General features: G+C 62.9%; 26 protein-coding genes. 14 read left to right on the forward strand and 12 right to left on the reverse strand.

Annotation, left to right across the window (positions count from 1 at the left end):
- Positions 1-19 precede the first annotated feature (19 nt).
- Positions 20-232, reverse strand: a complete 213-nt coding sequence (locus tag KW825_RS06710; RefSeq protein WP_218291037.1) for a lipoprotein — start codon at positions 230-232, stop codon at positions 20-22.
- 73 nt (positions 233-305) lie between these two features.
- On the opposite strand from KW825_RS06710, the gene cyaY reads away from it, so the two are divergent.
- Together cyaY and KW825_RS06720 are read left to right on the forward strand one after the other, a co-directional pair.
- A complete protein-coding gene (cyaY, locus tag KW825_RS06715) occupies positions 306-620 on the forward strand; it encodes an iron donor protein CyaY (RefSeq protein ID WP_218328704.1) in 315 nt (104 codons plus the stop codon).
- A gap of 14 nt (positions 621-634) precedes the next feature.
- Entirely contained in the window at positions 635-1288 is a 654-nt protein-coding gene (locus tag KW825_RS06720; RefSeq protein ID WP_218328705.1) for an alpha/beta hydrolase, read from the forward strand.
- 82 nt (positions 1289-1370) lie between these two features.
- Here the strand turns inward: KW825_RS06720 and KW825_RS06725 are convergent, their stop codons facing one another.
- Positions 1371-3890 (reverse strand): class I adenylate cyclase, encoded by a 2520-nt coding sequence (locus tag KW825_RS06725; protein WP_218291035.1) that lies wholly within the window; start codon positions 3888-3890, stop codon positions 1371-1373.
- A 324-nt stretch (positions 3891-4214) separates the two neighbouring features.
- On the opposite strand from KW825_RS06725, the gene hemC reads away from it, so the two are divergent.
- The 4 genes from hemC to KW825_RS06745 are packed head-to-tail and all read left to right on the forward strand — an operon-like array spanning position 4215 to position 8151.
- The gene (gene hemC / locus KW825_RS06730) at positions 4215-5144 is read left to right on the forward strand and encodes a hydroxymethylbilane synthase (protein WP_218328707.1); all 930 of its coding nucleotides are present in this window, start codon (positions 4215-4217) and stop codon (positions 5142-5144) included.
- Between the two features lie 40 nt (positions 5145-5184).
- Positions 5185-5919 carry a uroporphyrinogen-III synthase gene (locus KW825_RS06735; protein ID WP_218328708.1) on the forward strand — a complete coding sequence of 245 codons (735 nt, stop codon included), beginning with the start codon at positions 5185-5187 and terminating at the stop codon, positions 5917-5919.
- Positions 5916-6977: a uroporphyrinogen-III C-methyltransferase gene (locus KW825_RS06740; RefSeq protein WP_218328709.1), complete on the forward strand. Its 1062-nt coding sequence runs from the start codon at positions 5916-5918 to the stop codon at positions 6975-6977. Before KW825_RS06735 ends, KW825_RS06740 begins: the two co-directional genes overlap by 4 nt.
- Positions 6978-6987: 10 nt before the next feature.
- Complete coding sequence (locus tag KW825_RS06745) at positions 6988-8151, forward strand: heme biosynthesis HemY N-terminal domain-containing protein (protein ID WP_218328710.1); 1164 nt, start codon at positions 6988-6990, stop codon at positions 8149-8151.
- 81 nt (positions 8152-8232) lie between these two features.
- On the opposite strand, the gene KW825_RS06750 is transcribed toward KW825_RS06745, so the two are convergent.
- Positions 8233-8484 carry a YkgJ family cysteine cluster protein gene (locus KW825_RS06750; RefSeq protein ID WP_218328711.1) on the reverse strand — a complete coding sequence of 84 codons (252 nt, stop codon included), beginning with the start codon at positions 8482-8484 and terminating at the stop codon, positions 8233-8235.
- 168 nt (positions 8485-8652) lie between these two features.
- Positions 8653-9663 (reverse strand): class II fructose-bisphosphatase, encoded by a 1011-nt coding sequence (glpX, locus tag KW825_RS06755; protein WP_042651924.1) that lies wholly within the window; start codon positions 9661-9663, stop codon positions 8653-8655.
- A gap of 217 nt (positions 9664-9880) precedes the next feature.
- Between glpX and KW825_RS06760 the strand changes: the two genes are divergently transcribed.
- The gene (locus tag KW825_RS06760; protein WP_218328712.1) at positions 9881-10939 is read left to right on the forward strand and encodes a porin; all 1059 of its coding nucleotides are present in this window, start codon (positions 9881-9883) and stop codon (positions 10937-10939) included.
- Between the two features lie 78 nt (positions 10940-11017).
- Here KW825_RS06760 and KW825_RS06765 read toward each other — a convergent pair whose 3' ends face one another.
- Both KW825_RS06765 and KW825_RS06770 read right to left on the reverse strand, forming a co-directional pair.
- Entirely contained in the window at positions 11018-11755 is a 738-nt protein-coding gene (locus KW825_RS06765) for a bifunctional 2-polyprenyl-6-hydroxyphenol methylase/3-demethylubiquinol 3-O-methyltransferase UbiG (protein ID WP_218328714.1), read from the reverse strand.
- Between the two features lie 473 nt (positions 11756-12228).
- Positions 12229-12708, reverse strand: coding sequence for an N-acetyltransferase (locus KW825_RS06770; RefSeq protein WP_218291027.1), 480 nt, complete (start codon positions 12706-12708; stop codon positions 12229-12231).
- Positions 12709-12990: 282 nt separating this feature from the next.
- Here KW825_RS06770 and KW825_RS06775 point away from each other — a divergent pair, with 282 nt between their 5' ends.
- The 3 genes from KW825_RS06775 to KW825_RS06785 all read left to right on the forward strand — a co-directional run bounded on the left by KW825_RS06775 (position 12991) and on the right by KW825_RS06785 (position 16928).
- Positions 12991-15033, forward strand: a complete 2043-nt coding sequence (locus tag KW825_RS06775) for a TonB-dependent siderophore receptor (RefSeq protein ID WP_218328715.1) — start codon at positions 12991-12993, stop codon at positions 15031-15033.
- An 18-nt stretch (positions 15034-15051) separates the two neighbouring features.
- Entirely contained in the window at positions 15052-15720 is a 669-nt protein-coding gene (locus tag KW825_RS06780; protein ID WP_371315785.1) for a PepSY-associated TM helix domain-containing protein, read from the forward strand.
- Positions 15721-15893: 173 nt separating this feature from the next.
- Entirely contained in the window at positions 15894-16928 is a 1035-nt protein-coding gene (locus KW825_RS06785; protein ID WP_218328718.1) for an acyltransferase, read from the forward strand.
- 20 nt (positions 16929-16948) lie between these two features.
- Here the strand turns inward: KW825_RS06785 and KW825_RS06790 are convergent, their stop codons facing one another.
- Positions 16949-17302, reverse strand: a complete 354-nt coding sequence (locus KW825_RS06790) for a helix-turn-helix domain-containing protein (protein ID WP_218328719.1) — start codon at positions 17300-17302, stop codon at positions 16949-16951.
- A 122-nt stretch (positions 17303-17424) separates the two neighbouring features.
- Here KW825_RS06790 and KW825_RS06795 point away from each other — a divergent pair, with 122 nt between their 5' ends.
- Positions 17425-17730: a monooxygenase gene (locus tag KW825_RS06795; protein ID WP_218328720.1), complete on the forward strand. Its 306-nt coding sequence runs from the start codon at positions 17425-17427 to the stop codon at positions 17728-17730.
- Here KW825_RS06795 and KW825_RS06800 read toward each other — a convergent pair.
- On the reverse strand, positions 17711-18232 hold the full coding sequence (locus KW825_RS06800) for a GNAT family N-acetyltransferase (protein WP_218328780.1): 522 nt from the start codon (positions 18230-18232) through the stop codon (positions 17711-17713). The genes KW825_RS06795 and KW825_RS06800 overlap by 20 nt on opposite strands.
- A gap of 49 nt (positions 18233-18281) precedes the next feature.
- Positions 18282-18884, reverse strand: coding sequence for an outer membrane beta-barrel protein (locus KW825_RS06805; RefSeq protein ID WP_042652180.1), 603 nt, complete (start codon positions 18882-18884; stop codon positions 18282-18284).
- Positions 18885-19131: 247 nt separating this feature from the next.
- Here KW825_RS06805 and KW825_RS06810 point away from each other — a divergent pair, with 247 nt between their 5' ends.
- The gene (locus KW825_RS06810) at positions 19132-19770 is read left to right on the forward strand and encodes an exopolysaccharide biosynthesis protein (protein ID WP_042651915.1); all 639 of its coding nucleotides are present in this window, start codon (positions 19132-19134) and stop codon (positions 19768-19770) included.
- Positions 19771-19851: 81 nt separating this feature from the next.
- Here the strand turns inward: KW825_RS06810 and KW825_RS06815 are convergent, their stop codons facing one another.
- Entirely contained in the window at positions 19852-20742 is an 891-nt protein-coding gene (locus KW825_RS06815; RefSeq protein ID WP_042651914.1) for a sensor domain-containing diguanylate cyclase, read from the reverse strand.
- Positions 20743-21035: 293 nt separating this feature from the next.
- Between KW825_RS06815 and KW825_RS06820 the strand changes: the two genes are divergently transcribed.
- Positions 21036-21449, forward strand: coding sequence for an N-acetyltransferase (locus tag KW825_RS06820; protein WP_218328721.1), 414 nt, complete (start codon positions 21036-21038; stop codon positions 21447-21449).
- 30 nt (positions 21450-21479) lie between these two features.
- Here the strand turns inward: KW825_RS06820 and KW825_RS06825 are convergent, their stop codons facing one another.
- Together KW825_RS06825 and KW825_RS06830 are read right to left on the reverse strand one after the other, a co-directional pair.
- Entirely contained in the window at positions 21480-22067 is a 588-nt protein-coding gene (locus KW825_RS06825) for a penicillin-binding protein activator LpoB (RefSeq protein ID WP_218328722.1), read from the reverse strand.
- A 293-nt stretch (positions 22068-22360) separates the two neighbouring features.
- Positions 22361-22978, reverse strand: coding sequence for a LysE family transporter (locus KW825_RS06830; protein ID WP_218328723.1), 618 nt, complete (start codon positions 22976-22978; stop codon positions 22361-22363).
- A gap of 218 nt (positions 22979-23196) precedes the next feature.
- Between KW825_RS06830 and KW825_RS06835 the strand changes: the two genes are divergently transcribed.
- Positions 23197-24108, forward strand: a complete 912-nt coding sequence (locus KW825_RS06835) for a LysR family transcriptional regulator (RefSeq protein ID WP_218328724.1) — start codon at positions 23197-23199, stop codon at positions 24106-24108.
- Positions 24109-24142: the final 34 nt, after the last annotated feature.

Raw genomic sequence — 24142 nt, forward strand, 5'->3', positions numbered from 1 at the left:
GGGGCGGTTCCTTCCTAGATTATTGCGGCGCGGCCTCGGGGGCAGCTTCTGCGGTCGCCGGCGAGGCGGCTTGCGGTGTACTCTCTGTCTTGGGCTGTGCCGGTGTCTTGGGTTGCTCGGTAGACACGGGTTGCTCGGCTGGCGGCATATAGAGTGGCCCCGTCAGGCCGCAGGCGGCCAACCCGAGCGACAAGGACGCGGCAAACAGGCACTTGGTAAACTGGCTAATCATAATGGTTCGCTGCGAAAAAATTTTTGGCCCTCTATAATCGCACTCACATTGTTAAAAGCAACAGGATAAACCGATGAAGGATCACGAGTATCACGCCCTGACCGACGCCTTTTTCCAGTATGTGGAAGACGTTATCGACGAGGGTTATCCGGATATCGACTGCGAACGCGCCGGCGGGGTCTTGACCCTGAGCTTCGAGAACAAGACCAAGGTCATCATCAACAAGCAGGAGCCCCTGCACCAGATCTGGGTCGCCACCCGCGAGAACGGATTCCACTTCGAACTGCACGGCGACAACTGGATCGACAACCGCTTCGGCGACGAGCTCAAAGCCCTGCTGACCCGGGCCTGCACCACCCAGGCGGGCGAGCCCGTACAGTTCCAATGATGGACCCGCATCCCATGATCGATCTGCATCCGCAGGGCGCCCGGCACGCAGTGATCTGGCTGCACGGGCTGGGGGATTCGGGGGCCGGGCTCGCGCCCCTGGTCGATGCCCTTGATCTGCCCGCCACCCTGCCGGTCCGCCATCTGCTGCCCGATGCGCCGGAGCGGCCCATCACCATCAACATGGGCTACAAGATGCGCGGCTGGTACGACATCAAGAGCTTCGACAACCCGGCGGATCGCGCCGTGGAGTCCCATGTGCGCGAATCGGCCACCCGCATCCAGGGGTTGCTGAACGACCTGATCGCCGAGGGCTTCGCCCCCGAGCGCATCATCCTGGCCGGCTTCTCCCAGGGGGGGGTCATCGCCTCCTTCACCGCCCTGCGCTCCCCGACGCCGCTGGCGGGCCTGCTCTGCATGTCCACCTATCTGGCGGCGCCCGATGTCCTGCTCGGCGAGCTGAGCGAGGCCGCCCGCAGCCTGCCCATCTGCTACATGCACGGCATCTATGACGACGTGGTGGCGCTCTCCATGGGCTGGGACGCGAAAAATCGGCTGGAAGCGGCAGGGCTCAGCCTCGAGTGGCACGAGTACCCCATGCGCCACGAGATCTGCCGCCCTCAGCTCGGCGACATTCGCAGCTGGCTGCTGGCCCGCCTCGACGCCTGAAACCGCTCGACCACGAATAAGACAACGGCCTGCATCTGCAGGCCGTTTGCGTCTCGGCGGAGTGGATTGGGCGAGTGGGTACTCAGCCCACCTCGCGGGCCGGGCCCGGATGGTCCCGCTGCGGGCTCTGGCTGCGGTAGGGGATCACCTCCAGCGCGTCTCCCATCAGCACGATCTCATAGTACTGGGGCAGGTTGAAGTTGCTGAACTGGCCCGCATTGCTGAAGCGCTCGTGACCCGAGGTATAGAAACGGTTCACCCCCTGCACCAGCTCATCCTTGTTGCCGGCGAAGTGCTGGTAGATCTCCACCCGGTTCGCCTCGTCCAGGATATAGATGTTGGTGCCCGCGTCTCTGGTGTCGAAGAAGAACTGCACCAGCCCCTCGCTGGCATAGGCATCGACGATGCCGGGCAGGTGCTGGCTGTGGGTCTTGTCGAGCCGCAGCGGCAGGTGATCCAGCTTGTTGTGGGAGATGTGGCGGTAGAAGTCGATGGCGTTTTCCAGCTTCTTGACCGAGACCCCGCGCCGTTCGAAGAAGATGCCGTACTTCTCTTTGCCGAGCGCCAGGGTCTTGACCAGTTGCTGCTTGTCGCGGGCGAGCCGCAGCTCGATGCACTCGGCCAGCAGCAGCTGGAAGCGGGAACGCACCAGGGAGCGGAAGTGCTGGCTGTAGCAGAACACCTCGATCATCTCAGGGGCGGCGGCATCCTGGTGCATCTTGCCGAGTATGGTGGTGAGGGCGTCCACCACCGCCTCCTCCCCCTGGAAGTGCAAGGTACGGATCTCGCTCCAGGAGTTGCGATAGACCAGATCCACCGAGCCCACCAGGCACTCCTGATTGCGGCCGAACGAGAACACATCGGCGGCGTTGGCGTCGAACTCGATCACCTGCCCCACCCAGTGGCTGGTGGGATCCGTCTCCAGGTTGAGGAAGATGGAGAGCTGATGGATCTCGCAGGGGCGGCTCAGGGCCAGGTTGGTGGCGCGCGGATACTTGACCGGGAAGGTGCCGGACAGATCGCGACAGAACTGGTGCAGGTTGTCGATGTGCAGATCCGAGCCCTGATTGAACAGGTGCACCCGGGACTCGGGCGTCAGCAGGCCGTTGAAGTAGGCCCAGGCCATCAGCTTGCTGATGTAACCGTTATATTCGAGCGGCGCCCGGCCTATGATGTCCGCCGGCTCGAGAGAGTGCTTGTAGAGATACCAACCGGCGCGGTTGAGGCGGCCGTGGGGCACCTGCACCAGGCTGAGATCCGGCTCGCTCAGATCCGGCGCTATCTTGAGGTTGATGCGCTGCACCTTGCCCGGCAGGCTCTCGAACGCGGCATAGAGCTTGCGAGACAGTATGCCGATGTCTTCCGGGTTGATGGACTCGCTGATGTTGTTGCGGCGGGCGAACTGGATCAGGTTGCGATAGCTCTGCATCAGGGCTTCCAGCAACTCGGCGTAGGCCACCTTGACGTCCTCGACCTTCCACTCCTGGCGGTGATCCAGATGGTGCAGCCGCTCCGGGCTCCAGCCCCAGTAGGCCACCAGCTGGGCCATCTGCTCGCGGCGCCAGCTCGGGGAGTGCTCCTCCTTCGGGTGACTGAGACCGTCACACACCTTGAGATAGAAGCAGCGGCGCACCAGGTCCAGGCGCTGCATGTCGCCGATGGACTTGAGGTAGTTGGTCACCTTGTCCAGCATCAGGCAGTAGTTGTCGAGCCGGTAGTGCATGCCCTCGTTGTGCTGGAACCAGTCGCGACTGGTCACCGACAGCAAACGGGTATCGGGATACTCGTGGGAGTAAGCCTCCATCAGCACCGACTTGAGCACCGCCTTGTAGGGGGAGTCGATGCCCTTGTAGAGCTGCCACAGGGCAGAGCCGAAGTACTCCTCGGCCGGAATGCGATCGAAACCACCGAGATCGAGCCAGTCATCCTGGCTCAGCTTGCCGTGGGCAAACAGGCCATTCACATACTCGTCGTAGTGATCGTCATACTCGGCGGGCACCAGATACCAGAGCAGGCGCTTGCCGGCGATGTGCATGGCGCTGCGGTAGAACTCGTCCAGCAGCAGCAGGTGCTGGGCGCTGCCACAGCTCTCCCCCTGCATCTGGGCATCGTTGCGCTGACGGAACTTGTCTTCCGGGATCAGGAAGAAGTTGAGATCGACCCCGCGCTGCTCGGCCCACTTGGAGAGTTGCTGGCACTTGAGATCCAGCAGGGCGAGCCGCTCCTGCGACAGCCCCGCCACATGGCAGACCCAGATGTCGAGATCCGAGTGGCAGCACTGGCCGATGGACGAGGTGCTGCCCATGGAGTAGAGGCCCTGGATCGACTTGTCATGAGTGCTGAGGCCGCCCTGACAGTTGGCGTTCTGGCACAGATCCTGGATGAAGGCCTGCTGGGCCTCGTTGGCGACAAAACTCCAGATACCATGAGGCACATCCCCTGCCACATAGCCGGGCAAGAGAGGATGATTGAAGTGCAGCATGACCGGCAGCAATTGGAAGACCTGCTGCCCATAGCGACTCATGAGATCCAACGCCCGTTGCGTCTTGAGACGATTGAGTTCGTCGTAGCGCACCACCAGCGTGTCGAGTTTTACCAGCAATGCCCTACCTATGATGGGGGAGACAAATGACGCACCAAAACGGGGAGACGTCAAAAAAGTGTGATCATGTTAACAATGCAAACTGCCGTGGTAAACAAGCCCGCACGGAATCACCGGATTATTTCTGGCGGGCTCCATAACGGTATCAACGGAAAGCAATAAAAGTTAATAATTTCATGCAGTTAACATGTCACCCTGACTTAATGAAAATCATTTCCAGCCACCTTTTTTGAGCCTGGCCCCGCTTTTGCCGGCTGCGCCATGAAAGCCCCTGCAAAGGGTGGTAAGATCGTTTTCCTTCTAAAGATGAAACAACTGATTGATATGGCAGCCCGAACCCTGAGAATTGCCACTCGCAAGAGCCCACTGGCCCTGTGGCAGGCCAACTTTGTGAAAGATCGGCTGGAAGCCCTCTATCCCGATCTGCAGGTCGAACTGGTGCCCATGAGCACCCAGGGTGACAAGATCCTGGATACCCCCCTCGCCAAGGTCGGCGGCAAGGGGCTGTTCGTCAAGGAGCTGGAGACTGCCATGCTGGAGGGGCGTGCCGACATCGCGGTCCACTCCATGAAAGACGTGCCGGTGGAGTTCCCGGAAGGGCTCGGCCTGCACACCATCTGCGAGCGGGAAGATCCGCGCGATGCCTTCGTCTCCAACCGCTTCAAGCAGCTCGACGCGCTGCCGCAGGGCGCCGTGGTCGGCACCTCCAGCCTGCGCCGTCAGTGCCAGCTGCGGGCCGCCCGCCCGGACTTAGTGATCCGCGACCTGCGCGGCAACGTCAACACCCGCCTCGCCAAGCTGGATGCCGGTGAATACGACGCCATCATCCTCGCCGCCGCCGGCCTGATACGGCTGGAGATGGCAGACCGCATCACCGCCTTCATCGAGCCGGAGCAGAGCCTGCCCGCCAACGGTCAGGGTGCGGTCGGCATCGAGTGCCGCCAGGACGATCACGAGCTGCACGCCCTGCTGGCCCCGCTGGAGCATGCCGAGACCCGGATCCGGGTGCTGACCGAGCGCGCCATGAACCGTGCCCTGCAAGGGGGCTGTCAGGTCCCCATCGGTGCCTATGCCCTGGTGCAGGGCGATGAAGTCTGGTTGCGCGGCCTGGTGGGCAGCCCGGATGGCCGTCAGGTGATCCGGGACGAGATCCGCGGCCCCCTTGCCGACGGCGAGGCGCTCGGCGACGCCCTGGCCCAGCGCCTGCTGGCCGCCGGTGCCGACGCCATCCTGGCCGAGGTCTACCGCCCATGAGCGCGGGCCGGGTCAGGCCACAACCGTTGAGCGCGACCTGATGATCCCGCTGGTGGTGCGCCCTGCCAGGCAGGCCGACGAGCTGGTGCAGTTGCTGCGCCGGCACGGCCACAGCCCGCTCTGTTGCCCGCTGCTGGAGACCCGGCCGGGCGACGAGCTGTCCCGCCTGCCCGCCTTGCTGCCGACGGCGGACATCATCATCGCCGTCAGCGCCCATGCAATTCATTTTGCTCATCATTTTCTGTTGCAAACTGGTCTGACCTGGCCACATATTGAGTACTTTGCGGTCGGTCAGGCCAGCGCCGACGCCTTCGCCGAGGTGGGGGTCAAGGCGCAGAGTCCGCAGGATCCTCGCAGTGAGGGACTGCTGCTGCTGCCGGCCCTGCAAGCGATGACCGGCAAACGGGTGCTGATCCTGCGCGGCAACGGTGGCCGGGATCTCATCGCCCGGGAGCTGGCCTCACGCGGCGCACTGGTGCACTATTGTGCCACCTACGAGCGCCACTACCCCGAGCTCGACGGAAACGAATTGACTCGCCACTGGCAGGCGGCCGGGCTCGACAGCCTGCTCATCACCAGTGGTGAACTGCTGCAACGGCTGCTGGAACTGGTGCCAAGCCAGCAGCAGCCCTGGCTTCATGACCGCCTGTTGGTGGTGCCCAGCCCCCGCGTAGCCGAACAGGCCGAGGCGGCTGGTTTTACCCGTATCGTGATTGCCCAAGGTGCATCCAACCAGGCCCTGACGGCCGCCCTGGAACTGAGGAAGATGGAATGACTGAACAGCAAGAAGTCCAGCCGAATGCCGCGGCCCCTGCCGCACCGGCGCTCGAGCCCAAGAACGGCAAGCACCGCTCCGGTGCACTCCTCGGCGGCGTCGCCATCCTGCTGGCCCTCGGGCTGGCCGGTGGCCTCTATCTGCACGGGCACCAAAATGCCGTCGCCCAGCAGGCCGAGCTGAGTGCGCTCAAGCAGCAGCTGGCCGAGGTCATGGGCAAGCTGGATCAGAGCAACAGCAAGGATGCGCAGCAGCTGGCCGTGCTCGGCAAGAGCCAGCAACAGCTGCAGGAGGCGCTGGACGGGCTGCAGCATAGGGTGCTGGATCTCAACGACAAGCGGCCCAACGACTGGATGCTGGCCGAATCCGAATACCTGGTACGCATGGCGGGCCGCAAGCTGTGGCTCGAGCATGACCTCATCTCCGCCATCACCCTGCTCGGCAACGCCGACGAGCGGATCAAGGCGCTCAACGATCCCAGCCTGATGCCGATCCGCAAGGCGCTGGCGGAAGACATCGCCCAACTCAAGGGCATGCCGCGGGTCGACCGCGAGGGGCTGACCCTGAAACTGGCCGCCCTCTCGGATCAGATCGAGCTGCTGCCCCTCTCCACCGTCAGCATGCCGGAAGCCAAGGCCGAGCCGGATCAGGCGGTCAGCACCAGCCCGGACGAATGGCAGAGCAACCTGAAGAAGAACTGGGTCAAGTTCACCGAGAACTTCATCACCATCCGTCGCCGCGATGGTGCCGTGGAGGCGCTGCTCTCCCCGCAGCAGGAGATCTTCCTGCGCGAGAACCTCAAGACCAAGCTGCTGCAAGCCCAGCTGGCGGTCTACCGCGAGCAGCAGGCGCTGTATGAAGACAGCCTGGACAAGGCCCAGCGCTGGCTGACCCAGTACTTCGACGTCGACAACAGCGCCACCCAATACATGCAGTCCGAGCTCGACAAGCTCAAAGGCGAGCAGATCCAGTTCGACTATCCGGATCAGTTCAAGACCCAGGCCATGCTGGAGCAGGTGCTGAACGAGCGCCTGCAACGCATCCTGGCCGGCAACTGAGGAGACGCCCATGATTCGTCTGATCCTAGTGGTGGCCGTGATGGTGGCGGGCCTGATGTTCGGCCCCGAAGCCTCCGGCAACAAGGGCTACGTGCTCATCTCCCTCGGCAACTACACGGTGGAGTCCTCGGTCACCAGTGCCGTGATCCTGGCGGTGCTGTTCTACGGCGCCCTGCTCGTGCTGGAGTGGCTGCTGAGTCGGGTGTTCGGCCTGCGCCGCAAGACGCAAGGCTGGTTTGGTTCCCGTCGCCGCCGCAAGGCCAACCTGCAGACAGTGAATGCGACCCTGGCCATGGCCGAGGGTCACTACCACCAGGCCGAGAAGCTGCTGATCAAGGGGGCCGACAACAGCGACACCCCGCTGCTCAACTACCTGAGTGCCGCCAGGGTGGCCCAGGCCCGGGGCGATGACGTGCGCCGGGATCACTACCTGCAGAAGGCGCAGGAGGAGAACCCCAAGGCCGAGCTGGCACTGACCCTGATCCAGACCCAGCTGCAGATAGAGCAGGGCCAATACGACAGCGCCCTCGGTCGGCTCGAGTCCGTCTACGCCCTCAATCCGCGCCACCCCATGGTGCTGGATCAGCTGCGCCAGGTGTATCTGGCCCGCCAGGACTGGGCGGCCCTGATCGATCTCGCCCCGGCCCTGCGCAAGGTGGGCAAGCTGACCCCCCAGCAGGAAGAAGATCTGCTGCATCAGGCTTGGACCGGTCGGCTCGAGGCCGCCGGCGAGGCGCTCGAGACCCTGCGCCCGGTCTGGCAGGAGCTGCCGCGCAAGCTGCGCCAGGATCCCGTGCTGCTGGCCAGCTACGGCGATCGCCTGCGCCAGCTCGGGGCCGACGGCGAGGCGGCCGAACTCTGGCTGGAGGCGCTGCGCAAGCAGCCGGCCCCCGAGCTGTTCGCCCGCCTGCCCAGACTCAAGCTGGATGACTATCAACCCATGCTGACTCTGCTGCAGAAGCTGCAGGATCAGCCGGGCGCCGAAGCGGCGCTGGCCCAGGTCTATCTGCTGGCCGGCCAGCTGGATGAGGCCCAGCGTCTGCTGGAGCAGGAGGTCAAACGCGCCCCCAACGCCGCCGTCTGCCACGCCCTCGGCCAGCTGATGGACAAGCGCCGCCTCACCAACAAGGCCAACGAATACTATCGTCAGGCGCTGGCGCTGGCCGGGATCTGATCCCCTGCCCCCAGCACCAACGAAAAGAGGCCGCATATTGCGGCCTCTTTCTTTGCTGACAAACCAGTACCAAACCAGCACTCAGGACGTCAGTCGCTCCAGCTCACCGATGAGCCAGACGGCCTCTTCCCGGTGCGAGCCGCACACGTCCTGCATGGGCCTGAAACCGCTGCACACCGCCGGGCGCTCGGGCTGGCCGAAGATCTTGCAGCCCAGCCTTGCATCGAGCTGGATACAGGCGACCCCGGCCGGTTTGCCCGTCGGCATGCCGGGGATGGCACTGCTGATGCTGGGGGCGATGCAGCAGGCGCCACAACCTTGACGACATTCCATGTGATGCTTTCCTGTGCATGGCGAAGCAGTCTATCAAAGGGCCGGGATTCCCCTTAGCCTTATCCCTTCGCCCCCCTGAAATAGTGGCCGGCCCGCCGAGCGGGCAACAAAAAGCCCGACGGCAGAAGCGGTCGGGCTTTTCAATGACAGAGGCTCAGCGCACCCTCATCACAGGATGATGTCGCGCACCACGCTGTCTTTGCGATCCAGGAAGTGGATCGACTTGATGCGGCGGATGGTGCGTGATTTGCCGCGGATCAGCAGGGTCTCGGTGGTCGCCATGACGCCGTTGCTGGTGATGCCTTCCAGCAGATCACCCTTGGTGATGCCGGTCGCCGAGAAGATGACGTTGTCATTCTTGGCGAGATCTTCCAGCTTGAGTACCTTGTTCACGTCGATACCGAGCGCCTCGCAGCGAGCAATCTCCTGCTCGCCCAGGGCACGCACCTCGGGGCTGTCGCCCTTGACCTTGTGACGGGGCACCAGGCGCGCCTGCATGTCACCATCCAGCGCGCGGATCACCGCCGCCGAGATGACCCCTTCCGGGGCGCCGCCGATGCCATACAGCATGTCGACTTCGCTGTCCGGCAGACAGGTGAGGATGGACGCGGCCACGTCGCCGTCGGGGATGGCGAACACCCGCACACCCAGTCCCTGCATCTCCTTGATCGCCTTGTCGTGGCGCGGCTTGGCCAGGGTGATCACGGTCAGGCGGGAGAGCGGCTTGCCGAGCGCCCTGGCCACGGCCTTGAGGTTCAGCTCGAGAGCCTGATCCAGGTCGATGGCGCCCTTGGCACCCGGACCCACGATCAGCTTCTCCATGTACATGTCGGGCGCCTTGAGGAAGGAACCCTTGTCGCCGACGGCCAGCACGGCCAGGGCATTGGACTGCCCCATGGCAGTCATGCGGGTACCCTCGATCGGATCGACCGCGATATCCACGGCATCCCCCAGACCAGTCCCGACCTTCTCGCCGATGTAGAGCATGGGGGCTTCGTCGATCTCGCCCTCGCCGATCACAATCTCACCATCGATCTGGATCTGATTGAGGATATGGCGCATGGCCGCAACGGCCGCACCATCGGCGATATTCTTGTCACCACGTCCGAGCCACTTGTAGCCAGCCAGTGCAGCCGCTTCCGTCACTCGGGAAAACTCGATTGCCAGTTCACGTCTCATCGCATATCCAACCTTAGGAGCTCGAAAACGGGCGGCATTCTACCACAAGGGCAAACCTTTGCGCGCAAAAGTGGCGGATCGCCACATAAATCCCGGCGTTCACCGGACTGACACCAAACCGCCATCGGTTGTTCATGTTACGGTCACCCCGCTGTCATTTCCCCTGTCTAGCATGGCCCCGTCTTTGAAAACAGAAGCTTACAAACAAGGGATGATGATGAAAAAGCTGACAGTAGTAGCATTGGCACTCACCGCGGCCTTCCAGGCTCAAGCCGTCGAAGTCTATAAGAATGACTCCACCCTGCTCGATCTCTATGGCCGCATCTACGCCGGCCAGTTCTTCGGCGAGAAGAAAGAGCTGGATGCCAATGGCGACATCAAGAACGAATACAGCGACAAGCAGGGCGCCAACCAGTTCGTCCGCCTCGGTGCCAAGGTCGAGAGCGAGATCAACCCGGGTCTCAAGGCGCTGGCCCAGTATGAGCTGCAGATCTACATCAATGACAGCGAGAAGACGGTCAGCGAGAACTCCGACAACCTGCGCACCCGCCTGGCCTTCGCCGGGGTCGGCGCCGACTGGGGCAACGTCACCTTCGGCCGCCAGAAGGGCGCCCCCGGCCTGCTGGCCGACTGGACCGACGTCTCCCTCTCCGACGGCTACGGCAACGACGCCCTCGGTGCCAAGACCGACACCTTCGCCACCAACCGCGCCGGCTCTGTGCTGAAATACTCCGGCCTGTTCAACGGCTTCCAGGTGGATACCAGCTACAAGTTCGATGGCGGTGACACCGAGGAGACCAGCAGCAAGGACAGCGACGCCGCCTACGGCGCCGCCGTGGCCTACACCTTCCCGTTCAACCTGGCGCTGGGTACCGCCTACAACGTCGGTATCCGTGACAAGAGCGGCGAAGAGGATGCCAAGCTGTGGCTGCTCTCAGCCAAGTACGACAACAAGGCCGTCTACGCCGCCCTGAGCTACGCCGACGGCAGCGACTTCCTGGCGACCGACAAGGATCACACCGGTTGGGAAGCGGCGCTCGGCTACAACTTCGAGAACGGCATCGGCCTGATGGCGCTGTGGAACAAGCAGAAGGTGGAAGAGGCAGGTCGGGACGACTACGACTCCATCGACTACTACACCCTGGGCGCCCAGTACAAGTTCAACAAGAACCTGCGGGTCATCGGCGAGTACCGGATCAACAACCTGGACAGCGATGACAGCGGCAAGCTGAACACCAAGGATGACTTCCAGCTGGCAGCCCGTTACGACTTCTAAGCGATACCTCAATAAAAACGGCGCGCAGACTCCTGCGCGCCGTTTTTATTTGGCCCATGACTGCCGGGCGCGATTGCCTCAGCCGAGCGGCTTTTGCACCGACACCAGCAGCAGCATGGGGCGCTCGGCCTCCTCCGCCAGGGCCGGGTTGGCGGCGATCTGGGCGGCGCTCGGTCCCCACTCCTCGACATGAGCAATCTGGAAGCCCGCGCCGATCAGGGCGTTGAGATAGCTGCCCAGAGTGCGGTGATACTTGATCACCCCGTCCGCCAGCCAGTTGCTGATCCGCTTGCCCTCGGCCTGGTAGCCGTTGACGGGCCAGGAGCGACGCCCCTCGCCATCCACCAGCCAGCCCTGCGGCTGCGGGCAGGTAAAGATGGGATGCTCCACCGAGAACACCAGCCGGCCCCCCGCCACCAGCGCGCGATGGATCTCGGCAAATAGCGGCGCCACCTCGGGCAGGTAGTGCAGCGCCAGGGAGCTGTAGATCAGATCGAAGGGTTCGCCAGACAGCTCGAGTCCGTTCAGATCCCCCTGCCGGTAGCAGATGGCCTCATCCCGGGTCAGCTCGGCGGCGCGGGCCAGCATCCTGGCGGAGAGATCGATCCCGAGCACCCCGGCGGCCCCCTGCTCCCGGGCCACCCGGCAGAACCAACCATAGCCGCAGCCCAGATCCAGCACCCGTTTGCCCGCCAGCGGCGGCAACATGGCCTGCAGCGCCGGCCACTCTGGCGCTCCCGCCAGCCCCTGCCGGGAGCGTGGCAACTGGGCGTAACCCTCGAAAAACCCTTGATCGTCATAGATATTTTGTGACATTTCACACTTCCTCATTCGAATCGTATCAGCCTGCTAGCGGAGCGGATGTCCATGAGCATATCCTCGCCCCCGCCAGCACAGGCCAAAAAAAAGCAGAGCACCCGGGCGGGCCTCTGCTCTGTTGCGAGCCCGCGCCATGGGGCGGGGCCAACAAAAAAGGCCATAGACATTGTCTATGGCCTGCTGTTTCGCTCGTGCCAGCCAGGCTCGGGTCCTGACTCAATCAGGATCCGATGCGGCTGGCACGATGAATGGGTGGGAGGCTCAGGCCTCCCCAGGCTCCGGACAATGCCTCATCGTGCGCATCTGTTCGGAGTTCACTCGGGTCACACGTTGATCCGAGGCATAAAGCGTCATCTTGATCACCCGGCCAGGTCGGCCCATTGAAAAAGGATCGAAAAATCAGGCGTTACTCTAAGACTTGCCCGCCCCGATGACAAGCACGGCGGCCGAGGTCGGCCAGCGCCGACACCCTAGAGCGTCTTCTGCCAGAACAGGGCCCGCCCCACTTGCGGGCTGAGCTCGTAACCGGCGAAACCGCTGGCCCGGTAGGCGGCCTGCGCCACCTGGTTGCCCTCCAGCACCTCCAGGGTCAGCTTGCAGCAGCCGAGCTCGCGGGCGAGCCGCTCCACCTCGGCCAGCAGTCGCTTGCCGAGGCCGCGCCCACGATGGTCCGGGTGCACCGCCAGATCGTGCAGATTGAGCAGCGGCCGGCAGGCGAAGGTCGAGAAGCCCTCGAAACAGGTCGCCACCCCGGCCGGTTGGCCATCCACCCAGGCCAGCAGCACATGGGCATTGTCCCTGGCGGCCAGCGCCTGGGCCAGCCCGGCCTGCACCTCGGCAGAGAGCGCACGGCCACCGCCCATCTCGTCCCTGGCATATTCGTTGAGCAGCCAGACCAGGGCCTGGCCATGCTGCCGGTTGCCGAGGTCTGCCCTGATGATCTCTTCCATGTCTCGATTCCCTGTTCCCGCTGGATGCTGCGCCCAAGGCGCCGAACCCCGATGGTAAACCAGCCCTTTGCCGACACCAAGAGTCGCCCTCTCCACGGGATAGGCCAGAGCGGGTGCCGTCTGGCTGTGCCGGCGGCGATAGATAGGGATTATTTATATCTTTCCCTTGCCAGGGAAATGAAAATCAATATCATTAGCGCCCTCTCGGCATGAGAGAACATAATAATTACAAATAAATCAATAAGTTCAGGCCGTCAGGCCGATTAGAAGAGTCACACGCAGATGCTTAACCCCACTCCCCCGCGCGCCCTGCTGGGCGTCGCCTTGCTGGCCCTCAGTGCCGGCACCCGCGCCGAAGATGAGACCATGACGGTCGTCGGCAAACGCAGCCAACACGCGGAAGTCGCCACCGCGACCCGCACCGCCACCCCCGCCAAGCTGGTGCCCCAGACCATAGACAGCGTCTCCGCCAGCGAGTTGACCGCCTACGGTCAACCCAGCCTGAGCGAGGCCCTGACCAGCATCCCCGGCGTCAACGCCAGCGGCGACACCCGCTTCGACAGCGTCAACATCCGTGGCTTCAACGCCAGCAACGACTTCTATCTCGACGGTCTGCGCGATGACATGCAGTACACCCGGGATCTCGGCAACATAGAGCGGGTCGAGGTGCTCAAGGGGCCGGCCGCCGTGCTCTACGGCCGTGGCAGCACGGGCGGCATCATCAACAGGGTCAGCAAGACGCCGCAGAGAGGGCAGGCGTCCAGCGTCACCGCCAGGGTCGGCAGCTTCGACAGCCAGCGGCTGGCCGCCGATCTCAACGCCGAGGCCGGTGAGCGGGTGCAACTGCGCCTCAACCTGGCCCAGGAGGACGCCGACAGCTTTCGCGACGGCGTGACCAGCCAGCGCACCCTGTTGGCCCCGGCCCTCAACTGGGAGATCAACGACAGCCTGAACTGGCTGCTGCAGTACGAGCGCAACGGCAGCGATCGCACCCCGGATCGCGGCATTCCCGGGGTCAATGGCCGTCCGGCCGAGGTGCCCATCGAGAGCGTCTACAGCGACACCAGCCGGGACTTCATCGACGATCTGGCCCAGTCCACCCGCTCCCGCCTGACCTGGGATCTCAACGAACAGTGGCAACTGCGCCAGCAGCTTGGCTACACCAGCCTCGACAGCCGGTTCGACAACACCTATGTCACCGGCGTGAAGGGGGATCAGGTGACCCGCGCCCGCTGGCAGCAGGATCTCAAGGCCAACAGCCTGACCAGCAACACCGAGGCCGAGGGCCAGCTGCAGACCGGCCCCGTCGAGCATCGCCTGCTGCTCGGGCTGGAGCAGAACTGGCAGGAGCGCACTCCCAAGCTGTATCAGAACGCCAGCCCTATCCCGCCGGGCAACCTGTACGATCCGGGTTCCCTGCCAAGCTACGATGGCACCATGAAGCTCGCCAGCGACGCCAGCCACAAGGTGCGCGGGGTCGGCCTCTATCTGCAGGATCAGCTCAGCCTGGGTGACTGGCACCTGCTCGGCGGCCTGCGCCGGGACGCATTCACCGTCACCAGCCGCCGTAACGACCTCGACAAGGAGGAGACCCTCTCGGTCACCAGCCTGAGCCCGCGCCTCGGCCTGGTGTGGAACCCCATCGAGGAGCACGCCTTCTACACCTCCTACAGCAAGACCTTCACCCCGGTGGGCGGGGAGCTGATCGGCATCACCCCGGGGGACAAGAACAACCAGCTGGATCCCCAGCACTCCCGGCTGTACGAGGGGGGCGTGAAGAGCGACTGGCTGGGCGGCCGGCTGGCCACCACCCTCTCTATCTACCGGCTGGAGATGTACAACAAGCGCAGCAAGGATCCGCTGGATCCTACCAAAGTGATCCTCACCGGCCTGCAGCGCACCGAGGGCATAGAGCTGAGCGCCCGCGCCCAGCTGACCGACGAACTCTACCTGCACGGCGGCGTCGCCCTCCAGGACGCCGAACAGGTCAAGGCGGACGCGGATCTGCAGGGCAAGCGGCCGAGCAACGTCTCCCGCCAGAATGGCCAGCTGTTCGCCGGTTACCAGAGCGGCCAGCAGGGCTGGTTTGGCGAGACCGGGGTGACGGCGGTGGGGGATCGCTTCGCCGACAACGCCAACACCACTGTGCTGCCCGGCTACGCTCGCTTCGATGCCAGGGCCGGCTACCGCTGGCAACAGTGGGATGCCCAGCTCAGCGTGGAGAACCTGACCGACCACCAGTACTACCTCAGCGCCACCAGCGCGGCCCAGATCATGCCGGGCAGCCCCCGTGAGCTGCATCTGACCGCCGCCTACCGCTTCTGAATCCCTCCGTCATCACAGATGACCCTGGCCAGCCCGCGCTGGCCAGATTTTTATGACGCGCAAAACATGAAACAGAGAAGACTCCCCCTGCATAACAACAAGTGGGTACGCCGCATCCACGCCTGGGCCGGCTTTGCCACCCTGGCCCTGATGCTGCTCTACGGCCTCACCGGCCTCTGGCTGCAACACAGGGCCGTGCTGCCCCTGCCCGGGCCCCATACCGACAAGACCAGCGAAGAGCTTGTGCTGACGGCGCCGCTGGCGAATCCCGAGGCGCTGACGGCGCTGCTGCGCCTTCGCTATCCAGACGCCGTCGAGGAGGCCAGGGTCGCCCTCACCCCGCCCCAGACTCTGCCCACCCCGAACGGTCCCCTCACCCTGCCGGCGCGCTGGGAGCTCAAAGGCGTGACCCTGAGCCAGAGCCTGACCGCCGGCTACGTGGAAGGCACCCTGCTGGTGCGCATCGAGCGGCAGCAGGCCAACGCCGCCGCCAGCCTCAACCGGCTGCATCGCGGCATGGGCACGGGTCTGCCCTGGCAACTGCTGGGGGATCTCGCCGCCCTGGCGCTGCTGCTGCTCGCCCTCACCAGCCTGCTGATGTGGAACAAGCTGCACGGCCCGCCCGGGCGCGGCATGGCGCTGCTGGTGAGCGGGGCCATCGTCACCCTGCTGATCGCCCTGCTCTGAGGCTCGGCCTTAGGCCAGGCAGGATCCGGGTCGGCGCCGGGGTAACGGCGCCGTGATCTAGGTAACAAAGGGTAACCGGCCAGCGACGGGGTCACAGTTGTCACCCCCTTGGCTGGCGGGGGTCAACCGTGGCTGTTAGGGTGCGGCCAGAATCCCAGACGCCAAGAGGTATCATGCGCATCTCCAGCATCGAGTGCGGGCGGGTCCTGGCCATAGTGGCCGTGATGACCATTCACATCTCCCCCTTCAGCAATCCGTTCGATCCCAGCCTGTGGGGCGATCCCTTCTCTCTCTGGCTGGGGGGCAGCATCAATCAGCTGTGCCGCTTCGCGGTGCCGCTGTTCTTCCTCTGCTCCGGCTATTTCCTGCAACCCAGGCTGGCCGCGGGCGATCCCATGGCGGTGGCGCTGCGCTACTGTCGCCCCCTGCTGGGACTCTGGCTGGGCTGGAGCCTCATCTACCTGCTGGTGCCCTTCAACCCGATCGCCGCCGTGCAGCAGGGCTATCTGGCCAGCATGGCGGGCCAGTGGCAGATGCAGATTGGGGATCCGCTCAATGCCTGGTGGGTCGGCGGCATGATCCACCTCTGGTTCCTGCCCGCCCTGATGCTGGCGGTGCTGATCCTGGCGCTCTGTCAGCGCGTCGGCTTGCCCCAGCTGGCGCTGGTGGCGGGCGTGCTGCTCTATCTGCTGGCGCTGCTCGGCGGCTCCTACGGCAAGCCGCTGCTGGGCGGCGAGTGGCCGCTGCTGACCCGCAACGGGCCCTTCTTCTCGCTGCTGTTCGTGACGCTCGGCGCCTACCTGAGGGCCAGTCGCTGGCGACCGACGGCCCGCCTGAGTGGCTGGCTACTGGGGGCGGGGCTCGCACTCTACGGGCTGGAGGTCTGGGGGCTGTGGCTGGCAGGGGTGGCGCTCAACCGCCATGACTTCCTGCTGGGATCCGTGCCCTGGGCCCTCGGCCTGTTCGGGCTGCTGCTGGCGCGCCCCGACTGGGGCAAGGGCAGCTGGCTGGAGCGCCAGGCCCCCAAGGTGCTCGGGCTCTACTGCCTGCACATGATGCTGGTGGTGTGGCTGATGGTGTTTGGCCCGCAAGGCAAGCTGGTGTGGTGGGAGCTGATGAAGGTGCCGGCGCTGATCGCCCTCTCCCTGCTCGCCTATCGGCTGCTGGCGGCGACACCGGCCAGCCGCTGGCTACTGCGGGCCCGCTGACCACAGGCTCATCGGTCGGGTCAGGGCGTCATCATAGGCGCCTCGACCCGCTTCGCGTCCCCCGTCAACTGCTCGGCATGGCTCAGGGCGAAGTCGTGCATCTGTTGCAACAAGGGGAGCAGGGCGGTGCCGAGCGGACTCAGGGCGTATTCCACCCTGGGCGGCACCTCGGGGTGCAGGGTGCGAGCGATGACCCCATCCGCCTCCAGCTCCTTGAGCTGGGCGGTGAGCACCTTCTGGCTGACCGCCGGCAGGCAACGGCGCAGATCGCCAAAACGCAGGGTCTGCTCACGCAGATGAAACAGGATGGCCGGCTTCCATTTACCGGTCAGCAGTCGCAGTACCTCGTAAGCGGGGCAAGGGGGTGGGTGCACGGGGTGCCTCGTGAGTGGTTACTTTGGGGTAACTATGCCACCAAAATGTGCCTTCTTGCAGCCAGGATGCCGGCTTCTTATGATGCGGCCAGTCCCTTGTCTACCCGAAGAGAGAGCCCGCCATGCCCAGTTTGCTGCAAATCCATTTCAACTTCCCCGCCGCCATGATGGGGCCGGCCCTCACCGAGGCGGCGGTGCCGCTGGCGGAGTCCATCACCCGGGAGCCCGGCTTCATCTCCAAGATCTGGACCGAAAATCCACGCACCGGCGAGGCCGGCGGCATCTATCTGTTCGAGGATGAGGGCAGTGCCTTGGACTACGTGAAGATGCACGAGCAGCGGCTGCTCGCCATGGGGGCGAGCGAGGTGCAATACCGGCTGTTCGACGTCAACGAGCCCTTGAGTCGCCTCACTCGCGGCATCCCCTGATCCCTTCATCCAGCCTCAGTTGGTAATAGGTATCTCGCTGCCAGACGAAGCCCAGCCGCCGGAACAACTCCTGGCTGGGCAGATTCTCCGGCTCGATATCGGCCAGCAGAGTCGCGATACCCAGCTCCCGCGCGAACCCCATCAAGGCGCCCAGCGCCTCGCCCATCAGGCCCTGACCCCAATGGCTGCGGGCCAGCATGCAGCCCAGCTCGGCCTGACGGAGCGCAGGCTCGAAGCCGTGCAGGCCGCAGGTGCCGATGAGACGGCCACCCCGCTCGACCAGCCCCCACTCCAGGGATTCCCCCCTGGCCAGCAGACGCTCGACGCTCGCCAACATCTGCGCCACCGTCGCGAGTGCAGGGAAGGGCTCCTCCCCGACGAAGCGCATCACGGCGGGATCCCCGTAGATGGCGAACAGATCCTCACTGTCTTGCACCCCGAACGGGCGCAGTTGCAGCCGTGGGGTCAGCAGGACGGGCAGCTCGCGGGGCAGTGGTCGCAACGGATTCAAGGCTCCTGATCCTGCGGAGAGAGTCTCACCATGATGGGACTCAGAACCTCAGGGTCAAGCCGACATTGGCCTGCCACTGGGTGATCAGCTCCCCCCGCACCCGGAAGGCACAGATCTCGGGGTTGCAGAGGAACTGGCTGTCTTCGTTGACCAGGGAGCCGTAGCCGCGCACCTCGGCCCGCAGCGCCAGCCTGTCGGTCAGGCGCGGTTGCACCCCCAGGGCCAGCGACATGGAGGGCGCCACCTCGCTGTCGTAGGCATCGAAGCGCGTCAACCCGATCCCGGCGCCGATATAGGGGGCCATGACGTTGTCGGAGAGGGTCAGGGCACCGGCGAAGTGCAGGGTATCCACCGTCAGCCGATCCGGCTGGTCGGGGGAGATGGGGGTCGACTGGTGGCTGTAGAGCAGCTCTATCATGCCGGGGTCGTTGACCTCCTTGCTGATGAACAGGCCCCAGTTGCCCGAACTCTCCCCCTGCAGGGAGTCGATGTCGCTCGAGTGCGGCGTGGGCTCGGGTTCATCCATCGCCTCGAAGTCGAGGGAGGAGCTGTAACCGAGGAAAGGCGTCACCTGCCAGCCCAGATCGGCGGCCGGTTCGGCCCCCCAGCTCTGACCCAGCGGCAGCAACAGTCCCATCACCATCATTCCTGCTCTTTTTCTCACGGCCTTCCCCTGATTGGCATTGATCGTGCCAGAAGCATATCAGAGCCCCTCGAGGCCGCGCCTAAATAGGGGCTGTACCAGACAATTTCGACCCATCTGGCGGATCCGGCCCTCGCCTGCCCCCCAAGATGTACGCCGGCCAGGCCCATTCATCTGGGATTAACCCTTGCCACGTAAGCTAGCGGCGGCCACAGGGGTGGCCTTCAACAGGACGAGGATCTCAGGAATGGTTGCCGCGCAACTCAACGACCCACAACATCGACTCTCCGACACGCTGCGGGCGACCGCCCACGCCATCGAGGAGAGCCATATCAGCCTGCGGGACATGCTCGCCCTGGTCGGCGAGCAGGGCATGCTGCTGTTCTGCGTGCTGCTCACAGTGCCCTTCCTGTTGCCGGTCTCCATCCCCGGCGTCAGCACCCCGTTCGGCCTGCTGATCCTGTTCATCGGCATCGGCATCACCCTCAACCGGGTGCCCTGGCTGCCCGCCATCCTGATGGAGCGCCGCTTCGCCGCCGAGCAGCTCAAGCCGACCCTGCACAAGGGGGCGGATCTGCTGGCCCGCATCGATCGCTTCATCCGGCCACGCCTGCTGCTGCTGACCGGCAGCACCGCCGTCAACCGCTGCAACGGCCTGCTGATCATGCTGGCCGCCCTGCTGCTGATGCTGCCGCTCGGCGCCATCCCGTTCACCAACGCCATGCCCGCCTGGGCCATACTGCTGCTGGCCATCGGCATGTTGCAGCGCGACGGCCTGTTCGTCGCCGGCGGCTACGCGCTGGTGAGCGCGACCCTGGTCTGGTTCGGAGTACTGGCCATAGGGTTGCTGATGGCGGGCCAGAACGTCTCGACCCTGTTGGGTTAGAGCGCCTTGGCCAAGGCCGCATAAACGAACAAGGGCGACCAGCTGGTCGCCCTTGTGCTTTGAGGCTCAGAGGAGCCAAAGTCAGGAGTCCGGATCATGGGCCACCCGGTTGCGCCCGCTCCGCTTGGCCCGATAGAGCCACTCGTCGGCGCGGGCCAGCACGGCGTTGACCTCCTCTCCCGGCTGGATCAGGGTGCTGCCCAGACTCACGGTGATGGGCACAGGATCCGGCGCCATGGCCGCCACCGCGGCGCGGATCCGCTCCGCCACCTTCGGCAGTATGGCCTCGTCTATCTGCGGCAACAGGATCAGAAACTCCTCGCCACCGCTGCGCACGAACAGATCCTCCACCCGCAGCTGGGCGGCCACGCACTCGCAGAAGCGACACAGCACCCTGTCCCCGGTCTGATGGCCGAAGTTGTCGTTGATCTGCTTGAAGTGATCGATATCCAGCATGATGAGGCCGGTACGCCCCTGGCCCTGCAGCTTGTGTCTGTAGTGCTCGAAGAAGAAATGGCGGTTGTAGAGGCCGGTCAGCTGATCCGTCTCGCCGAGCCGCTTGAGCCGCTGCTGCAGCTCGTGCTGGCGGGTGATGTTGCGGGTCACCCAGGCCACCGCCCGCTTGCCCTCATAGCGCGAGGGCAGCGGCGCTATCTTGCCCTCGAAGCGTTGCGTCCCCTGCGGCCCGGCGGCGGCATCTATCCCCTCCACCTCGGTGGCGGCCAGCTCATACTCCACCACCTGCACCTGCCCGCTGCTCAAGGCCAGCGCGACCTGCGCCATCACCCACTGCGCCATCGCGGCGGGCAAGACGTCGGCCAGCTGCTTGCCCGCCAGCGGATTGCCGTCCTGATAGGAGAGCTGCTCGATGCCACCTATGTATTCGACGTAGTAACCATCCTCGCTCAGGATAAACACGGGATCCGGCAACTGGGTCATGACTTCATAGAGTTGCGTGACCGAGAGCGTCATAGGTACCTCGTCTGCTGCGCCGTCAGAATGGGCATTTCACCTATGCCCTACCTGCGATTATCGTACAGGAAGAGACCTTAATACGGCCTTGTCAGGACCGCCATGACCCGCCAGGCCCCTCTCCCGTCGGGCATCGCGCCCGCTCGGACAACCTGAGCCAAGGCAGGCATGCTGGCCATTCTGGCCAGGCCATCACCTCCATAGTGTGGGATCGGCAGCCGACAGATGCCATCCGGCTTGACCACCGGCAGGCCGCCGGGTTAATGGTAGAGGCTCTTCATACGGAGCTGGTTATGCAACTGACCGCCCCCCAATCCCCCCAGTCAACCGACTTCGACGCCTTGCGGACGGGGCTGAACCAGTTCAATGAGAGCGTCACCGGCCCCCTGCCCCGGGAGCGGATCGCCAGCTTTGTGAAGGATGAGGAGGGGAGAGTGCGAGGTGGCATCCTCGGCGAGATCAAGTGGGGCTGGCTGCATATCGAGGGGCTCTGGGTCGACGAGCCCATCCGCCAGGATGGCTGGGGCGCCCGCCTGCTGGCCACCCTGGAGCAAGCAGCCCAAGCCCGCGGCATCACCCGCATCCACCTCGAGACCACCAGCTTCCAGGCGCTGCCCTTCTATCGGAAGCAGGGCTATGCCGTCTTCGGTGAGCTGCCCGATATGCCCCCAGGGCATACCAGTTACTTTTTGAAAAAGCAGGGGTGAGGCGAGGATGACCTCACCCCTCGCCAGGGCTCAGCGGCTGGCGCTACGGCTACCGTTCCAGAGCAGCTCGCCGCTTTTCAGATCCATCAGGCTCATGGCGAGCCGGTAACGGCTCCCCTCGGAGACGAGATCCCCGTACAGCATGTAGCCGGCCCCGGTCTGACGACCCAGCCGCACCAGGGAGGCCGGGTTCATGCCCCCCTGCTGATACTCGAGCTGGCCGGTGATGGCCGCGACCTGGCCCGGATCGGCGAAGCGAAAACCGCTGTTGGCCTGGATCCGCTTGCTCATGGCGATGGCCATGGGTTGAGTGTTGAACTCTTCCCCTGTGCCGTTCTGGGGCGGCATCAGCAGCAGCACAGGGCTGCCGCCCTGGGTCAACGCCTGCACCTCGGGGGCCTTGAGGAAGGCATCCGCCATGGCCAGCGCCAGGCCGGTCGGGGCAACGGGTTTGGGGGCGGGCACCGGCTCGGCCGCGTCGGGCCCGGTCACGGCCTTGCCCGGCTGGCTCACCGGCTGGTCCGGCTCGGTCACGGGCGCCGGCGTGCCGCCGTAGGGATTGATGGTACAGCCGCCCAGCAACAGGGCGCTCAGCATGAGCAGGTGACGCGTCTTCATCTTGTTCTCTCCGCCAGAATAACCGTGGTGGCGGAGCCCCTGCCCCGCTATCGGTCCATGCTAGAGAAAAACCCGCCCCGGGTCGATGCCCCACCCGCCGTCAGACGACAAGGGTTGGCCCAGGGAACCCGCACCGGTATCCGGGAGAAGGAGAATAGCCTGGCAGGTAAACGGCCAATCCCTTGCGCATCAATATCAAGCACGCCGCCAACGTGTTGGCTACCGGGCCATGGCCACATCCCTCACAAGCCATCTTCCCCTATGGCCATGATGTCACCTATTGAATCGTCCTCTCAATGTCTGCCAGACATTAACAACATCACGGCTAGCATGATAAATACTGCACCAAATATTAAATTCAAACGCTTTAAATGAGATGGCTCAGAGAGATATCGCAATAATACATGAGAGAAAGATGCATATGACAACATTGCGATACAGTCCACCAAAACAATGAAAAAACCAAGTTTAATATATTGATAACCACTATCTGAACCGTCGACAAACTGCGGAAGAAACGCGACCAAAAACACAATGGATTTTGGATTTGTTATATTGACAACAAAACCATTAACCAAGCTCTTTAACTTACCGCCTTGCGTCTCAGTATTACGCAACACGGTATTCCCTGAGTTTTTTATTTTCATCACACCCAAATAGATGAGGTAGCCTCCACCTATATATTTTATGAAGTCAAACGCAACGTCTGATGATGCCACAAAGGATCCCAGTCCGACACTTACAATGGTGAGGTGAACCAGCAATGCCAGTTGTAAACCAATAATATTGTACCTGGCTTGAACTATGCCGCCTTCTATCGATCTTGACATAGTCGCAATTGCCCCCGCCCCTGGAGAAAAACTAAAGGCGACACAGCTAAAAACAAATGCCAGCATGATGCTAGATGTCATAATACTTCCTTTTAAGGGCTATTTATCGACTGCCACTCCGACAAATAGCACATCGATTTAACCCATTAAGGCTAGTTTAGATGGTCAGCATATCTGCGGAGCCGAATCCAAACCGTCGATTAACAGATAATGCTATTACATTGCGGTAAGAACATAGCATGTGGTAGCATGTTTCTCATATTTAGCATTTTGTTAATTCTCACTTAATGGCGATGTTAATGCTGGCTATAAATGATATAAAATTTTTTATTACCATTGCTGCCTGCAAAAACTTCTCCACCGCAGCAAAACAACTCAATGTTTCGGCACCTTATGTTACTCAGAAGCTCAGGTCCCTCGAGGAAAAGCTTGGACTTACTCTGATTGAACGACAGGGTCGCCAGCTAAAAGTCACCGAGCATGGCCAGATATTGATCGACATGGGGTCAGGAATTATCAGACAAATGGCCTCAATTGAAGAATCGCTAAGAGCGGCCAAGGATGACCTGTGCGGCCATATCAATATAATTGCACCTATTGGTTTCGGTGAGAAAAAACTGTCTCCCATTATTGGCCAATTCAAGCAGCAATACCCGGCAGTATCCATCGATCTTACCCTGTCTGATCGCCCTTCTTGGTCAGACTCCCCTCTCCAACCTGACATCATGTTTTATATTGGTGAATTAACCCAGGCACATCTCTATAGAATGGTCATCTCGCCCACTCGTCGTGTCCTCTGTGCATCACCAGACTATATTTCCACCATGCCAGACCTGACAACACCAGAACAACTGATGACTAATCAGCATGATTGCATCGTATTGAGGGAAAATAATGAAGATGTTTCCCTCTGGCGTTTCCAGCATATCGAATCAGGCAGAGAATGTCGTCTCAGGGTGACGCCTTCACTTACCAGCAATATTGCCGACGTGGTGAAGCAGTGGGCTCTAGATGGATTGGGTATAATCAATCGTTCGGAATGGGATCTTATTACTGAGCTCAACACTGGCACTTTGGTAGAGCTCCTCCCAGAATATGCTTTACCACAAGTTGACATTGTCGCACTTATGGCCACAGGTGAGAGTGCCCGCTCCCATAAAATCAGTAGATTTCTGGAATTCGCCAAAGACAGACTCAAAGAGACACTTTAATCACAAACTCTAAAATGAGTGGCAGCACCAACTA

The sequence above is a fragment of the Aeromonas sp. sif2433 genome (assembly GCF_019218705.1).
Classification (GTDB): Bacteria; Pseudomonadota; Gammaproteobacteria; order Enterobacterales; family Aeromonadaceae; genus Aeromonas; species Aeromonas encheleia.